The sequence below is a fragment of the Pseudoalteromonas sp. CnMc7-15 genome (assembly GCF_022347925.1).
Classification (GTDB): Bacteria; Pseudomonadota; Gammaproteobacteria; order Enterobacterales; family Alteromonadaceae; genus Pseudoalteromonas; species Pseudoalteromonas ruthenica.
Map to the genome: position 1 here is coordinate 621694 of NZ_JAKRFT010000001.1, position 16690 is coordinate 638383.

The 16690-nt window shown below is 44.8% G+C and carries 15 protein-coding genes; 3 read left to right on the forward strand and 12 right to left on the reverse strand.

What is annotated here, in order from left to right:
- Positions 1 to 3 precede the first annotated feature (3 nt).
- From MHM95_RS18845 to norR, 5 genes are all read right to left on the reverse strand, one after another.
- Complete coding sequence (locus MHM95_RS18845; RefSeq protein WP_239384159.1) at positions 4 to 2295, reverse strand: ATP-binding protein; 2292 nt, start codon at positions 2293 to 2295, stop codon at positions 4 to 6.
- A 9-nt stretch (positions 2296 to 2304) separates the two neighbouring features.
- Positions 2305 to 3573, reverse strand: a complete 1269-nt coding sequence (locus MHM95_RS02850; protein ID WP_239384160.1) for an extracellular solute-binding protein — start codon at positions 3571 to 3573, stop codon at positions 2305 to 2307.
- An 85-nt stretch (positions 3574 to 3658) separates the two neighbouring features.
- Positions 3659 to 4576: a diguanylate cyclase gene (locus MHM95_RS02855; RefSeq protein WP_239384161.1), complete on the reverse strand. Its 918-nt coding sequence runs from the start codon at positions 4574 to 4576 to the stop codon at positions 3659 to 3661.
- Positions 4567 to 6678: an EAL domain-containing protein gene (locus MHM95_RS02860; RefSeq protein ID WP_239384163.1), complete on the reverse strand. Its 2112-nt coding sequence runs from the start codon at positions 6676 to 6678 to the stop codon at positions 4567 to 4569. The genes MHM95_RS02855 and MHM95_RS02860 overlap by 10 nt, the downstream gene beginning before the upstream one ends.
- A gap of 207 nt (positions 6679 to 6885) precedes the next feature.
- Positions 6886 to 8520: a nitric oxide reductase transcriptional regulator NorR gene (norR, locus tag MHM95_RS02865; RefSeq protein ID WP_239384164.1), complete on the reverse strand. Its 1635-nt coding sequence runs from the start codon at positions 8518 to 8520 to the stop codon at positions 6886 to 6888.
- Between the two features lie 174 nt (positions 8521 to 8694).
- On the opposite strand from norR, the gene MHM95_RS02870 reads away from it, so the two are divergent.
- The 3 genes from MHM95_RS02870 to hmpA are packed head-to-tail and all read left to right on the forward strand — an operon-like array spanning position 8695 to position 11361.
- Complete coding sequence (locus MHM95_RS02870; protein ID WP_239384166.1) at positions 8695 to 8967, forward strand: hypothetical protein; 273 nt, start codon at positions 8695 to 8697, stop codon at positions 8965 to 8967.
- Positions 8968 to 10164 carry an NnrS family protein gene (locus tag MHM95_RS02875; protein ID WP_239384167.1) on the forward strand — a complete coding sequence of 399 codons (1197 nt, stop codon included), beginning with the start codon at positions 8968 to 8970 and terminating at the stop codon, positions 10162 to 10164.
- A 15-nt stretch (positions 10165 to 10179) separates the two neighbouring features.
- Positions 10180 to 11361 carry an NO-inducible flavohemoprotein gene (gene hmpA / locus MHM95_RS02880; RefSeq protein ID WP_239384168.1) on the forward strand — a complete coding sequence of 394 codons (1182 nt, stop codon included), beginning with the start codon at positions 10180 to 10182 and terminating at the stop codon, positions 11359 to 11361.
- A gap of 418 nt (positions 11362 to 11779) precedes the next feature.
- On the opposite strand, the gene MHM95_RS02885 is transcribed toward hmpA, so the two are convergent.
- The 7 genes from MHM95_RS02885 to MHM95_RS02915 form a co-directional block, all read right to left on the reverse strand.
- Positions 11780 to 12466, reverse strand: a complete 687-nt coding sequence (locus MHM95_RS02885) for a DUF4336 domain-containing protein (protein ID WP_235418859.1) — start codon at positions 12464 to 12466, stop codon at positions 11780 to 11782.
- Between the two features lie 117 nt (positions 12467 to 12583).
- Positions 12584 to 12991, reverse strand: a complete 408-nt coding sequence (locus tag MHM95_RS02890) for a hypothetical protein (protein WP_053910757.1) — start codon at positions 12989 to 12991, stop codon at positions 12584 to 12586.
- A 124-nt stretch (positions 12992 to 13115) separates the two neighbouring features.
- A complete protein-coding gene (locus MHM95_RS02895) occupies positions 13116 to 14024 on the reverse strand; it encodes a hypothetical protein (protein WP_235418858.1) in 909 nt (302 codons plus the stop codon).
- Between the two features lie 719 nt (positions 14025 to 14743).
- Positions 14744 to 15223: an Imm26 family immunity protein gene (locus MHM95_RS02900; protein WP_235418857.1), complete on the reverse strand. Its 480-nt coding sequence runs from the start codon at positions 15221 to 15223 to the stop codon at positions 14744 to 14746.
- 102 nt (positions 15224 to 15325) lie between these two features.
- Positions 15326 to 15628 carry a hypothetical protein gene (locus MHM95_RS02905; RefSeq protein WP_239384169.1) on the reverse strand — a complete coding sequence of 101 codons (303 nt, stop codon included), beginning with the start codon at positions 15626 to 15628 and terminating at the stop codon, positions 15326 to 15328.
- Positions 15629 to 15756: 128 nt separating this feature from the next.
- Positions 15757 to 16059, reverse strand: a complete 303-nt coding sequence (locus MHM95_RS02910; RefSeq protein WP_239384171.1) for a hypothetical protein — start codon at positions 16057 to 16059, stop codon at positions 15757 to 15759.
- Between the two features lie 99 nt (positions 16060 to 16158).
- Positions 16159 to 16566, reverse strand: a complete 408-nt coding sequence (locus MHM95_RS02915; protein ID WP_235418855.1) for a hypothetical protein — start codon at positions 16564 to 16566, stop codon at positions 16159 to 16161.
- Between the last annotated feature and the right edge of the window lie 124 nt (positions 16567 to 16690).

The window sequence follows — 16690 nt, forward strand, 5'->3', positions numbered from 1 at the left end:
CTGCTAATTATTTATATCACAGAGCGGTTCACTGTCAGTGCACCACTTGCGCAAGACCGCAGCCAATTGTTCATACTCAATAGGTTTAGTAAGAAAATCATCCATCCCCGCATCAAAGCAACGTTGTCGGTCTGCCGATAGCACATTGGCCGTTAGCGCAACCACTGGGACCGAACCGTAATTGGGCAACGCTTTAATTACTCGCGTCGCCTGCGGGCCATCAAGTACTGGCATTTGCATGTCCATAAAGATAATGTCATAAGATCCAGCCTCACACATGGCAATCGCCTGCTCCCCATCGCTTGCCATACTGATAGCCGATATCCCGAATTCATTAAGTAGCGCCTCTGTCACCACTTGATTAATTTCATTATCCTCGGCAACCAGCACGCTCAGTGTTGAGAGGTCTTGCTCGTGGATATTCTGTTCTTGCAAGCTTACCTCGGTCTGTTGCTTGTGCGCACTCACTTGAGTGCTGAGCTCAAAGTAAAAATGCGTACCTTGGCCAAGCTCACTTTCCACCTTTAAAGCGCTTCCCATTAGCGCCAATAGTTTGCTGGTAATGGTGAGTCCCAGGCCCGTACCGCCAAAGCGCCGAGTAATGGATGTATCAGCTTGAGAAAAGGCTTCAAAAAGCGAAGAGATATGCTCTGGTGCTATGCCAATACCTGTATCTGAGATACTAAATAGCAATGTTAGATCATCGCCTTTTTGCTGGCTTATGGTCACGTTCAAAGCCACACTGCCTTTTTCGGTGAATTTCACGGCATTGCCCAACAAATTCATGAGTACTTGCTTTAATCGGGTCTCGTCTGCGTCAAAAATAAGCTCATTGTCGCTCTGTGTTGCGCTAATAAATAACTGAACACCTTTGGCCTCAGTTTGCTCAGCAAAAAGGTGACGGAGTTCCTCAAGAAGGGAAGTAAGCTCGACAGGCTGATATTCTGATTCAATTTTCCCAGCCTCAATTTTACTTAAATCGAGGATATCGTTAATAATTACCAGCAAACTAGTGCCAGAAGAACGAATCATACCCAACATGCGTTTTTGTTCTGGGCTTAATGCCGTGTTACTAAGCTGCCTTGCCATACCGAGAATACCATTCATAGGCGTGCGAATTTCATGGCTCATATTGGCTAAAAACTCTGACTTCACCTTGCTCGTACGCTCAGCGGCCTGCTTAGCAACAATTAAGTCTTTACTGAGTTCGCGAAAACGGTTAGCAGCGCCAGCTAAGACGCCAATTTCATCTTTGCGTTCAGTGTCAGTAATCGGTGCAGATAAATCTCCTTGTAAAAAACAACGAAAACTATTGGTCAGTCTGCGCACCGCTTTGGCAATATGAAAGTGGAAAAACAGCGCCAGAACGACAATATAAAGTGCAGCCGACATCCCCAAGAAATTAAGGATCTGAGTCGTATTCGAAACACTGGACTCTGCCGTATGCTTGATTTGCTGCAGTCTTTCAAGTGATTGCTCTCTTAATGTATCCGCTAGGGCGCTAAATTCAATGGCATCTCCTGCCATCACTACATTAACTAAGGTGAAATAATTACGGTTGGCCTGCACACTTTTATTAAATGCGCTCTGATACGCTTTTACCAATGGCACGATTGAGCCTACTAACTCTGGATACTTGTCCACTAACTGCGCACTGAGGCTTGGCTCGAAAGCTAAAATCGTCTTAATAATTTGTCTGACTTCTTGGCGCTTAGCATAATCTTTTTTTGTTAAAAATAGTCGAGCGTTATAGTGCAAACGGTGCCAAGAGTTAATTGTCTCGGTGAGCGCTAGACGCTCGTCGGTATTAGTGGCTAATTCTTTAAGGCCCTCTAGACGGTCAATGGCACCTTGATAAATTTTTGGTAAATCCTCATCAATCAGTGAACTGCGGATGGTGTAGCGTTTAGTCAACACCTTGAGGTTGTTACCATAGCGCTCGACCAAATCGTTCATTGCATCAATATAGGTTTGCTCGCTAGGCGCCACACTGGTGTCATTGAGGGTATCAAGGCGCTGCTGAATACTGCGGTAGTTTTGCTCTATTTTTTCAAATACGGTGATACTCCCAGAGGCCCCATATACCGAAATATCGCGCTGCATTTCAACAATGTCTTTATTAATACGCAAAATACCGATAGCGTGATTGCTAATTTCGGTAATATCATCAACAGAGCGTTCTATACTCTGCAGCCTGCGGTCCATTACAAGGTAACTGGCAACCAATGTAACCACCACCAGCGTCAATGCTAAAGTAATTTTTGCGGCAACGGAGCGAGATATGAATTCAATCACCACCTATCCTTACGCATTGAGTAATTCATACCATTTATCAAGACTATAGTCGTAATTTGGCATCACCGTATTCCACACCGCAACATTAGAAAAACGTTTTGTGTAACTGCCACCGTTACGTATTTGCCCAGCCCGGACCGATACCTTGCCATCAGTGCCACGCAAATCCATACTGGCTTCATGACCCTCATACCAATATTGCCACTCTGCTTTGGACATCAATGGCTGACTACGCTGGGGGTTAGAAATATAGTAGCCTTGGCGTGCAATAAAGGCCCCTGGGTAACCTGATAACCACCAATTCATATATTCATACGCTGCGTCTTTGACAGCTCCAGTGGTGTGTGCTGATAAACACATGACCCCATGCCATGCCCGGTAGCCTTCCTTAGGCGCTGCATAGACCACAGGGATCCCCTGCCCTCGGCAGGCGCTCACTCCCGGTGAAAACATGCTTTGTATATGCACACGGTTCGTTTTCATAAAATCGACCGACTGGGGTACGGAGGTCCAAAAGCCAGAGAAATGACCTTGGCGCTTTTTAGCAAGCAAAATACTGAACAGCTTATCAATTTCAGCAATGGACATATTACCCATGTCTTTAAATGTCATGAGCCCCTGACCCTGTACTGCCAAAGCAGCATCGAAAATACCAATGGTTGGTGCATTCACAAGCGCCACTTTACCTTTGTTTTGCTCATCCAAGAGCCATGACCAAGACTCTGTTTCATAAGCCCGGCCTTTAGCAATGTGCTGAGTGTTATAGCCAAAGGAGTCAACATTGTGCACGTAAGGCATAAAGCTAACTTTGTCTGTGGCCTGCGGCCCTAATTGGCCATCATCCTGCACATACAAGATTTTATTGGGCGCATCCCCCGCCCCCACTCGCGCGTTTTTGGTCAGTTGCCCCGTTTTTGTTAGGTTATTAATTTCATCCCAGTAAGTTAACCTATCAACGTCAATGGGCTGTATCGCGCCTGCTTGCCATAAAATATTAATAGAGTCCGACCACTGCTCGTATACATCAAATGAGCTTGGGTCTGCCGCTGCTTTTTGTAACAGTGCCGCACTGCCCATAGGGGCAAACACTAAGTGAATACCCAACTCGCGCATCGCCCGTTGGCGTAGCTCTTCTTGTAAGGTCACATGTGTGCCCATGACCCTGAGGGTGACTTTTTTCTTTGCGAAGACATAGGGCGCTTTGAGAGCAAGCGTTGATACCGCTGCTCCCTGACCTAGGGTACGTAAAAATCGCCGACGTGTGGGAGAGTAGCTCATTAACCGGACTCCTGTCGTTAAGTTTGCTACAAAGTGTAGACTAAGCCCTTAAATTAGAAAAAATTTTCTTCTTGCTTGGCAGTACTTAATCTAGACACTGATACCGATTTCGACCCGCTCGTTTAGCCTCGTAAAGGGCTTGATCTGCATCTGCTATCAGTGTTTCAAGGGCTACTTCAGCGCTCTGATTACTGGTTGTAGCACCAATACTAACGGTCACCTGCGCAAACGGCGAATAGTCATGTTTAAGATTAGCTGCGCTTAAATTATTCATTATTTGCTTGCAAATAAATTCGCAACCACTTGCATCCGTATAGGGCATGATCACTAGGAACTCCTCACCGCCAAAGCGTACCGCCACATCATGGGGTCTGCGCAGGCTCTGATGCAACACCTGCGCAACTTGCTTAAGGCATTCATCGCCTTGAGGGTGACCATAGTGGTCGTTGTATTGCTTAAAGTGGTCAATATCGACCATCAGTACACTAAAAGGTTTACACTCACGTATAGATTGACGCAATGAGTTCACGACTTCCTCATCTAAGTAGTGGCGATTGTAAAGTCCTGTCAAAGAGTCTTTATAAGTGAGCTTAATGAGAGCTTCCAGTCTCAGTTTATTTTCAAGGTGATTTTGCGTTCGGTGAATTAGCGTTGAGGCCGCAACGGGTTTTCCGATAAAATCACTGGCTCCCGCCTCCCAGCATGCATTTTGCGATTGGGTGTCATAGGTGCCAGTCACAAAGACCACGGGCACTTGTTCAAGCAAAGCGCTTTGTTTTAGTTCTTTACAAACCTCTAAGCCACTAATATGGGGCATATTGACGTCGAGTAGAATTAAATCGGGTACCTCAGCAGCGCAGTGCGCTAAAACTTGGGAGCTATCACTCAATGTGGTGACATCAAAGTACTCTTCTAACATTGCCTCTAAGGTTAGCCGTGCAATATCATCATCGTCGACCACCAGCACTTTACACTGGGAAAGCGGTTTCATATCTAGGTGCATAGCGTTCCTGCTGCTTGTTGCTCTAATAATTGTGACAATGACACAGATACCATAGGTTTAGCCAGTAAATACCCTTGGCCAATGCCGCACCCCAAAGAACGGAGCTTTTTGGCTTGCGGTTCGGTTTCAATGCCCTCTGCGACAATTTCCAAGCCTAGCGAATTTGCTAGGTCTATGATAGCCGTCACAATATCTAACGCTTGGGGCTCTGCCAGCATATCTCGCACAAAAGATTGGTCTATTTTCAATACATTCAGGGGGAAAAGCCTGAGATAAGAGAGGCTTGAGTAGCCGGTACCAAAGTCATCAAGAGCAATGCTCACACCCATATCGGCAATAGATTGTAGTTGAGTGACCGTTTGCTCGTAACTGTCTATAAGGGCAGATTCAGTAACCTCGAGCTCTAAATATCGACTCGGCAGCTGAGTTTTCTCAAGTATAGCGGCAACGGTATCGACCAGCGCAGAGTCAGAAAACTGCTTTGCCGATATATTAACCGCTACCTTCTGTGCATGCCCAGCATCGAGCCATGCTTTGGCGTCACGGCAGCATTGCTCTAGAACCTGTTCACCAAGACGATAAATCAAGCCTGAATCTTCAGCATATTCAATAAACTGAGCTGGTGATATTAACTTGCCATCTGCGCCTCTTAATCGCACTAACCCCTCTGCTCCAATGATGTCATTGGTATTTAGGTCAAATTTAGGCTGATAGTGAACTTCTAACGCGTTTTGCTCCAGTGCTTCGCGAAGCGTATAGCCGACAGCTAAACGTTGATTCATTTCGTGTTGTAAATCATCGCTGAAATAACAATAACTATTCGCCCCTGCTTGTTTCGCCTTATACATAGCTGAGTCGGCATGACGAAGCATTTCTTCAACACTGGAAGCATCGTCTGGATAGACGCTGATACCCACACTGGCACTCAAGTTGTGTTGCTCGCCCCCCAGCCGAAAAGGCTTAGCGATGACATCTAGCAACTGGCTAATTAACGCCTCCAACCCGAACGAGTTTTGCTCTTGCGGCACCACCAATGCAAACTCATCGCCGCCGACACGGGCAACAGTAATATCACTACAGGCAAAGCGGTCAAGACTGTGGCCAACATGCGCGATAATTTCATCGCCAATGTGATGGCCCATGGCGTCGTTTATATACTTAAAGTTATCTAAATCTAGCAGCATTAAACTTACTTTACGGTTGCCAGCTGAGGCTCTGGCAATGCCTTGTGTAAGCCGGTCATGCAACAGTACTCGATTAGGCAGTGCGGTGAGCTGATCATGATGAGCGAGGTAGGTCATTTGCACTGACATAGCGAGGGTTTCACTCACGTCTTGAAACACCATCACGGCACCACGCTTCTGGCGTTGCTCGTCAAGGATTGGCGCAGCACTGTCCTCCACGCGATACTCCAGCCCTTGTTTACTGACCAGTTGAGTATTTATTGCCATGGCCACAGGCCTATTTTCTTTTAATGCCACGGTCAAAGGATTAATAGACGCTTCTTTCGTTGAGGCATCCCTTAGCTTCATCACCTCTTCAATATGTCGTCCCTTAGCAGCGGTTTGCGACCAACCGGTCAAACGTTGTGCGACCGGGTTCAGGTAAGTGATAAAGGCATGCTCATCGGTCGAAATTACGCCATCCGCGATAGAGTCTAGGGTAATGCGCAGATGCTCTTTTTCTGCCGCAAGTAACCTTTGTGTCTTTTCCAATGCTCGCTCTTGTGCACGCACTTTGGCATGGTTCTCTACTCGCATACGGCATAACGTAAGATTCAAAGGCTTGGAGATAAAGTCGATGGCACCCAGCGCGAGTGCGCGCTCTTCGATTTCCGGGTCGTTGTGCGCAGTGATAACTATAATGCGCAGCGCACAAAGTGAGGGCTGGCATTGAATTTGGCCCAGTAAGTCAAAACCACTAATTGTGGGCATTTCTAAATCGAGCAACAAAATATCTGGCTTAAAATCGGCAATAAGCGCCATCGCTCCACTGCTCTCGTTACATGATTGAACTTCACCTACCCCTGCCAATGCATGCTCCAACTGAAGGGTATTAATAGGCTCATCATCAATCACGAGAACTTTACTTAAATCGGTCATTTACACTCTCACAACAAACAAGACGCTCAATAAAGATAGCGTTAAACATTTTGAAAAGCGATACCACAAAACGAGTTTAGTCATGGGCGCAACGTCTACTTTATTGCTTAATTATGCTGTCACACTAAGCTAATCTCTTCGAAACAGCGCTTTCTTTAATGAGCATTTAAGTAGTGACAGATCTTTAGCAGGGAACCCCGAAGTCAATCATCGCCTTTTTCTAAACACGACTTTCTCAACGTGTATTTGCAAACGCTTAGCCAGACGAATTAAGTTGGCGCGATCAACACCTAAATGCTTGGCTGTTCGGCTCCAGTTGCCTTGATGAGCCTGTAAGGCATGTTTGACTATCCGGCGTTGGTAATCATCCACAGCCTGGCGCAAATTAATCGGTTCCTCTGTCGTCATGGTATCAGGCGTTATATCTGATAGAAGTGGCGTTTGCGTGTTTTCCTCGGTGTTTAGCGAGTCTGATTTTCTTTGCGTTGTCTCATGCAGTTCATCACAGTCGCCGAGCGTCACAGTCACTAGGCTATCATGGCGGCTGTGTATCGGTACTTTGGCACAGGCCTTTAATGCTGCGCGGTTCAATAAGTGCTCAAACTCGCGAACATTGCCCGGCCAAGTATACTGGGCGAGTCTGCCTAAAAGCGCTGGGGAAATTTTCAGCTGGCTTACACCGAGTTTTCGCCTTGCACGCTCGATAAAGAAACCAGCCAATAGTGGGATGTCTGCCATACGCTCACGTAGAGGCGGCACTTTTAGTGGGTATACGTTGAGGCGGTGATACAAGTCGCTACGAAAGCGCCCGCTTTCTACTTCGGTTTTTAAATCACGATTGGTGGCGGCAATAACACGCACATCCACCTTTACCACTTCATCTTGGCCAACAGGTTGAACTTCATTACTTTGTAACGCCCGTAACAGCTTACTTTGCGCAGCTAAGGGTAACTCCCCCACCTCATCTAAAAACAAAGTGCCACCGCTAGCAATGACAAACTTACCCGCTCGCTTGCGCTCAGCCCCGGTAAACGCACCTTTAACATGACCAAATAATTCGCTCTCTACCAAGTTCTCTGGCAGCGCCGCGCAATTGACATAAATAAGCGCTTGGTCACCCCGGCTTGATTGCTGATGCACACTGTGCGCCACCAGCTCTTTACCTGTGCCGCTTTCGCCTTCAATAAGTACCGAGTAATTGGATGGGGCCACCAAGGAAATTTCATTTTTAAGTTTATCAATGCACGGGCTTTGGCCAATGATTTCCGCCGGACAGCCTGAAGCACTGGGTACGCTCAGAGCACGCAATACTTCTTGTGAATGGCTGACATTGGCCTCGAGCAAATCAACAGTCAGTGCCGTATGTAAGCTCACCGAGGCCATGGATGCAATTAACGCCAATGAGCGTTCTGAAAGTGAATCAAACACCCCTGGAGATAGACTATCCAACGTTAATACACCAAGTAGCTGATTTTGGAAATACAGCGGGATCCCCATACATGCATGCACAGGTAAGTCGCCCTCCATGGCCGTGAGTAAGCCATCATATGGGTCAGCCAGTTCACACTCTGCGGGGAAACGCGTGGCTGTTAATGACTGACAAATCGCAACAAACCGAGGGTGCTCAGCAATAACAAAGCGACGCCCAAGTATTTCATGGCTCAGCCCTTGATGAGCCAGAGGCTGTAAATAGTCGCCTTTATGAGCCAGTAACATGATGGCATCGCAGGTGATCACTTTACGAATGGCACTGAGCAATTCATCAAAGCGCTGTTGGCTGGCGACGCTCTGCGCGAGGGTGATGGATAATTCCAAAAGTTGGTTGTCGGTAAGGCGGTTCATATACGCGGCCCGAAATCATTTTAACTCTATTGTAGTCATTAAGACACGCATAACAAGTATGTCTTAATGACACAAAAACAATCCAATTCATTAGATACCTTATATTTATCAACAAGTTAAAAAGATGGCACTAGTTTTGATATAGCTCCAATAGATTCATTTGTAGGAGCGCCTATGTACTCGCAGTTTGTTCTTCCCGCTAATCATGCACTCGAGGGGGCACAGTTAAGCTTTCAAAAATGCATTATTGCTGCTAACTGGAGCATGGTGTTGTCACTTGGCCTCGTTATTTGCAGCCTATTAATGAGCTTTTATTTCGACTCGTATTTACCTATCTCCATGCAGATAACTGCCCATATCGGCACCATAGTGTTCGCGGCAATCTTTAAGTTGGCATATGTGGTGCGTTGTGCCGGCGTTTATGGCTTGGGCTACAGGGTGTTTTAAATGCAAATACAAGAACCCCACACACCCGACAATAAACAAAATGGCTTTCACCATCCGTTTTGGCAATTAGCGTTTCGCTCATTTTTCTTAACTGGCGCGCTATTTGCGGCGACAGCTATTGCCTTATGGGCAGCGATGCTGGCCGGGCTCATCACTTTACCGCAACCAATATTGCCAGCCGTGCTGTGGCACAGTCATGAAATGATCTTTGGTTTTGCAGCGCTCATCGCCGTTGGTTTTATAATGACGGCGGTGCAAACATGGACAGGATTGCCCAGTATAACGGGCCTCCCCGTGGCAGCTTTACTGTTACTTTGGGTGTGTATTCGTATACTGGTATTTACTAACACGCACACCACTATTATCGCCGCGTTAATTATGTCGTTTTTATGGTGGGCCGCCATAGTGTTCACCTTTACGCGTCTCGTTTTCAGCGCGCGCAATGTACGCAACTACCTTTTCGTGCCCATGCTCATGGTACTGGCGACACTAAACGCAGCCACCTTGGTGCTCGCGCTCATGGGTGAGCATTTAATCGCGTTGCACCTTATCCGCTCAGCTGTATTGCTGTTTACGCTTCTCATTGGGGTCGTTGGCGGCCGGGTGATCCCTTTTTTTACGGCTCGCGGTGCAAATATTGATGCCCAAACACCGATGATATGGGCAGAGAAAATACAGCTGCCACTCACGGTCACTTGCCTGGTTGTGTTTATCACCAGTCACTTCGAATTATTGCCCTTTTCTCCAGCCATATTGTTGATAGGCACAGGGTGCGTGCACCTTATTCGTATGAAACCGTGGTCTAGCTTAAGTACCTTCACCATTCCTTTGCTGTGGTCGCTGCATAGCGCATACGCCTTTATGGGGCTCGGGCTTATTGCGCTGGGTCTGAGTTACTACATCGACACATTACTCTTTAGCAACGCCCTGCACCTAATCACCCTCGAAGCCATTGGTTTGATGATCCTGGCGATGATAAGTCGCGTCTCGTTAGGGCACACAGGGCGCAAACTCAACGTTAAACCCCAGATCACAGCCGCTTTTATATGCTTGGTTGGGGCTACATTGCTGCGCTTTACTCTGACGTTGACTGGCCATGCATTTGTAGGCTGGGCCTTGAGCGCCGCGCTTTGGGTTGCTTCATTCACGATTTTCTTTTTCACCTACTGGCCGGTGCTCAGTGCACCGCGCCAATAACCTTGCGGAGTATGCATGTTATCTTCACACCACATCAATACGGTTAAATCAACGCTGCCCTTAATAAGTGCAGCAGGGACGACAGTGACCGATCATTTTTATCAACGGATGTTTGCCCATAACCCTGAATTAAAAGACGTATTTAACTTAAGTAATCAACATTCAGGGCGCCAGAAAGTGGCACTATTTGAAGCTATAATGGCCTATGCTAACAACCTTGATAATATCGCTGTACTCAAGCATGCCGTTGAGCGTATTGCTAACAAGCATGTGAGCTTTAACATACAGCCTGATGATTACCACATCGTTGGCCATCACTTAATTGAAACCATGCGCGAGCTGCTAGGTGACCGCTTTAGTTGGGAGGTTGAGCAGGCTTGGCGCGCTGCCTATACGGTGTTGGCACAACTGTTTACTCAGCGTGAGCAGACACTTTATACAGCTCGCGAGCAAGCTAGCGGTGGCTGGCGCGGCAAGCGCGCCTTTAGCTTGACTCACAAGGTAAAAGAATCACAGCTGGTCACCAGCTTTACGTTCGAGCCCGTTGATCAGCAAAAAGTGATGGACTTCAAACCCGGGCAATACATTGCTATCGAGCTTAAGCCCTCTACTTCGGCCCACACCGAAATCCGCCAATACTCGCTATCGAGCACAGCAAATGGCAAAAGTTACCGCATTTCGGTCAAGCGTGAGGTGGGGGAACATACAGGAGTCATGTCGAACTTCCTACATGATCATCTTAAACTTGGCGACATCGTTGACTTACATGCGCCAACGGGAGATTTTTTCTGGCAAGACCGACAAGCCCCTGTGGTTTTAATTTCTGCAGGCGTAGGCGTAACGCCCATGCAAGCCATGTTAGAAACCCTAGCCGCACGTAATTACCCCTTCCCTGTAACCTATCTCCATGCCTGCGAAACCCGTGCTCAACACTCGTTCGCTCAGCGCACCGCAACGCTATGCGCTGATCACCACTGGCAACATGCGACCTGGTATAACCACGAGCCAGGCGACATGGTAAATACATTTAACGGCTTCATGAACTTCTGTGCTATCACACTGCCCATCGACGATGGTGATTTTTACGTATGTGGCCCGCTGGCCTTTATGAAGTTTGTAAAAACCCACTTAATCGCCCTGGGGGTGAGCGCTCATCGTATACACTACGAAGTGTTTGGCCCCCACGCTGAGCTTTAACTGATTTGGTCACATAATGGGCTATTGATATTGAAACAGCTGGCTAGAGGACAGAGCCGGCTGTACTTTTTCAGTGAGCTTGTTTGAAGTATAAGTTGACATAAATTTGAAGTAAAAGCTGACAAAAAGTCCTTTATTTTCTTGATATTGACCCTCGCATGTCCATTTTGTGCATTTTCAGTCGTTCGGCTAGTGCATCATACAACCAATTAAATAATCAGACATTCAAACCAACTCATTTTTGGACAGAGACGCGTTAGAGTATTCATTCGGTAACGCCGCATTAAGGGGTGAACAACGCAAACCACCCGACCTAAACCATTGTGCCATAAACATTGAAGCTGAACTTTGAACCAAGACCGGCAAGCGTTGAGAATCCCTCTTAAATGCTTTGTTATGTGATTTTCTCAAAGGTTTCTCATACTAACCATTTGAAAGACTTTTGTAAGAATTTGTCTGCATTTTCAGTGACGATTTCACCGTGAGCCATGACCAATATTTGCGGGTTCCAAGACAACAACCTATTGACGTGTTTCCGCGCGTCCGCTTTACCAAACATGAAGCTTAAACGCCAATCCAAAGGCATTTTCCCTTTAGGGGCAAGTATACCAACACCTTTGGCCACAACCCGTTGCCAGTAGTTAAAGTCTTTACCTGAAAAGTTCTCAACCAAGTCAGTAACTATTAACGTACTTGAACTGCTATGGTAAAAAACACACTCTTCCATTAACGGAGAACCAGAAAATAGTTCTTGTTCAATGTCAGGCTCCCAAGCATAACTTTGCGAGTTATTAAGAGATGCATGAAAAGAGATATCGCTACGCTTTTTAATCACCTCGCTTGTCCCAAGGACTTCTGCGTTTGGATACGCCGCAATCCATTCAGATAAGAACAAGTGGTGTAAATGATTGGGGGCAATTAAATATTTAACAGAACCGAGACTGTCAATTTGCTCCGTAATTGACTCAGACAATTTAATTGGACTATGAACCCATAGATCTCCACTAGAAAGTCTAACAACCGTCATTCGAGTGGAAAAAGGTAACCCTAAGAACTGAACAGGTTCACCATCAAATATCCATATTTCATGCGCTAATTTTTCCATGTTACTCCAATCACATAACGCCGCCATATGGGGCGCATAAATGCTTGGCTAAACTTAGCGAAGAATGAGCGCAAGCCAAGCGTTTTGCGTCCAATTGCCATAATGGCCTTGTTATATTTACTTTATTTGCACACTCGTTGGTTCTTCATTTCTTAGTTCTGACAAATTTTTATCGAAGTCTTTTGATACTTTAGAATACCAATACTCGAGTAATTTAGAATTACAGTTGCTATCAAGAAGCGGTTGAATTGATTCTTCAGCCATTTCTAGTGTGAGTTCGGGATCGCCAATAATTGAGTTGAATTTTTTATACGATACCCGTGTTTTTTCTAAAGTTAATTTATTAATTTCTTCAACTTGCTTTTTCGTCAATGAATAGGATGTACTGCATTTGGAGTCTACCAACGCAAAAGTAACGTCATACATGTTTAGGTTGCCAATATATTTGGCTAAACGAAGAGCTTGCTGATCTGCATGAGCACTCGATGCGATCATAAAAGAAAGTATAAATTGACTAAACTTCAACGGGTGAACTCCATGTAAATATAACGCCGCCTTAAGCGGTGAGTAATTGTTGGCTAAGTTGTGAAGCGAAGCGGAACCGAGCCAACTATTGCGAATCCGGCTTTAAGGCTTTGTTATGTGTTTTCTACTCTAATAGATGATTATATTGCTCTGGTAAGGTAGCGAACTCTCCCCAACCCAAATTTCTAATACATAAGCCGATACCACTTCCTTCAACTGTGCCGTACATCAATACAAACTTACCGTCTGAATTATCGTTAATACCGTGGTCACTCGACTGCTGGTCTGTTACTTTGAGACAAAAGTCAACGTACTCAGAGTTGCGATTATAATCAAACATGGTTTGCCTGATATTTTGAGGTGTAGGGCCACAGTTATATGAGTTTGAGATTCGTCCGTAATATAGCCTTGGTGAATCATTTGTCTCAGTGACTGTTGATACATCGACGAGTAAATCTCTTAATTGAACGGCATTATTCCTTCCAGGAAACGTATAGTACTTATAGAAATTACGATCGAAATTTCTACAAATACCTCTAACTGTTGTTATCCTACTTGGAAGATTAAAAGATTCACCATTATGCCTCCCAATAGCTACTTCTGTTGTTTGGCCATTGCTATCTTCAATATGATCTCCATCATAAACTCTTTGTTCTCCATTCCCTGAAGCAGGTCTGTCCCTTAGAAAAGAGCTTATGACAACTAGTTCTTCATCCTCTATAGCTTGCCTTGCTGATTCTTCATTAAGAAAAGTCCTGCCTTCTGCTCTTCTAACCCGTAAGCTGCATTCTGGCGAGAATGCTCTGGAGTGAGCAAAAAACGCTGCGACTCCTCTAGAATTAAATGGTCTATCATGTGGAGACCTAAATAATGGCGCACAACATTCTGGACAAAAAATATTACCTTGCATTTGCTCAGTGTATTCTGTCGGCATGACTCGAACAGCAGTTCGTCTTAAATTACGCTTGTTCCCTGTTTCATAGTCCCAATCAGCAAGGTACAACGCAAGTCTCACATCTGTATTATTTGGCATATTGGAACCTCATACTTTAAAAAACACATAACGCCTCAAGAAGAGGCGCGCGCTGTTTCCGCGTCCATTTTGCTTGACTTGTTAACTGCTTCTAGAAGGTGGGCATTTAATATTTCAGGCTTGATACCCTCGAGAGTTCTTTCTATGCACAATTTATGCAGTCGTGTATTGCACTCAGCTAGAATACCCAAATTGCAGTGCCGAAAATTATTTTGGTACTGGAACGCCAGCCCTTGAAACCTACTGTGATCTATATTGCCAGTGAAATATATTGTTCGGGACTCGCCGGGCTTTAAGTATTCTCGTTTAAAATGCTGTGGATTAGCCAGCTCTGTACCATATGTAAAGCTGAGCAATATCCGATCAATCTCTACATTGAAGTGGGTATTATTTCTAATGTCTAAATAGATGCTTACCCTCGGGTTATCAGGCTGACAAATTTCTACAGAAGTATGCCTCGGGCGAATATCAATATAGATGTTTTTCATCATCCATTCGGCCGAGAATATTCTTCTCAGAATGAATGGTGGCAACCATTTGAAAAAACGCCAGATAACACTTCCGAGTATTGATTCCATTTATTTCTCTATTATTTCAGATTGGTGTACAGCTAACGCCGCCATATGAGGCGCACAAATGCTTGGCTAAACTTAGCGACGAAGGAGCGCAAGCCAAGCGTTTTGCGTCCAATTTGCCATAATGGCCTTGTTAGGTGACGTTTAAATATCATCTATACAAGGAATCCCCAATTTTTCACTTACCAGATCATCAAGAACTAAGTAATTGCTTAACCCCCACGTTCCAACCAACCCTACAGGGTTTGGAATTTCATCACCATCTGGATCTATGTACTTTTTAAAAGGCACATCAAAATAGCAATACTTTGTAGTGAGTTTCATTAAGGGCTTGTTAGCCAGAATTGGCATATACCCGCGCGAGAAGCCTAGGCGATTAATGAATAAAGGTGCAAACATCAACTCATTAAATTCATCTTCGTTTACTTTTTCAGGGTCACTAGTTACGAAGTCGAATACGTTAACTTTTATGCAGTTTTCAAAGCCACCCGTATTTGCGGTTAAGGAAACAACCTGACCAAATATATACCTACAACCAGAATACTTTAGCCTAAAGATATCGCCAACTTTTGGCTTTTTTCTATAAGGCTTTTGCACTTCCATATTAGTCTGAGGTAATGCCATTTAGTCACCTAACGCCCGCATAATGGGCGGATTAAGCTTGGCTAAAATCAGCGAGGAACGAGCGTCAGCCAAGCTTAAGACGTCCATTCATTAATGCGTTTGTTATACGTTTTTGCCACTGATTATTTGATTACAAGCACGAACAACATCAGTACGGTAGAACTCTATTGTTTCAGCTATTTCTTTGTCAGCTTTAGCTAGAAATTCAGCTGAACACATGGGCCTAACATGCTTTAGTGGTAAGTGATCAGTATCCGACTCGATGACTCCAAACACATGAAACTCCGTGTTCCAACAATGCTCATATCTTTCGTTTCCGATACGCCAAAGTGCCACAACGTTATCAAGGTAATCTTCATCGCTTTCGAGCAATTTATTTGCGTATGTCTTTGCTTCTTCGTACATTGACTTCGTACCTGACTATCGAAACGTATAACGCCCTGTTAATGGGCTAATTTATGTTGGCTAAAATGTGAAGCGGAGCGAAACCAAGCCAACGTAATTTTGTCCACTTTAAACAGTTTGTTATACGTTCACTCGTAAAGCTTTTCCGTTGCTTTTTTTAGATCTGCTTTCGGTAAGAACTGATCAGATATGGTTAAAATAGAATGAATATTATTCCGTAACTTATCGAGTTCAAGATTTCCAGGGTTTATTGCTGTTTGCAACAAATGAATGGCCATATCAGCTAATAGAACACGCTGCTTTTCAAGCCATTCCTTATCGTCTTTAGTTGCGGGATTAGCCAAATAATTAGCTTCTACCAGACTATGCAATTCCCAGCTTGTTTTAATCAAATCTTCGCGTTCAAAATTATTCAATGTTGATTCGTCCATAACATATAACGCCTTAATAAGCGGCGAAAAATAGCAGGCTAAACTAAGCGAAGAATGAGCGCAAGCCTGCTGTTTTGCGTCCATTGTTTGATTAATTTGTTATATTCCCCAAACACAGACTTCAAATTGAGGGCTTTGGTTTTCGTTGAACTCAAAGATAACTCCAAAATCCAGTGACTCTCCGACCCAGGACAAATCTCTAAAACCACCATTTTCGCCAGCTAGTAATTGCATGATACCAAATAAGTTTGATTTAAAACCTTTGGCACTCATTTGATAATGCATTCCTTGAAAATCAAAACTTAGCCAACCTGTATAATGGTCAGGAATTTTCAATTTTTTGATATCTATTATCGTAGATGGGAAATCGAGATATTCAGTTCGACTCCAGCTAACTACACTCTCACGACTAGGCTTAAATTCACCGTTATTCCAACTAGAAAGAGTTAAATTTCTAACTGCCTCTTTCCTATCTGTTCTTGGGACAGACTCAAAAAATGCGCGCATCAAAGGGTCTAAACTAGAGACGAGTTTCTCATGCTCTTTCCTACAGCTAAATTCATGTATCTTCTGTTCGAGTTTGCTCATATCTATAAGGGAATATAACGCCGCAATAAAGGGCGGCCAATAC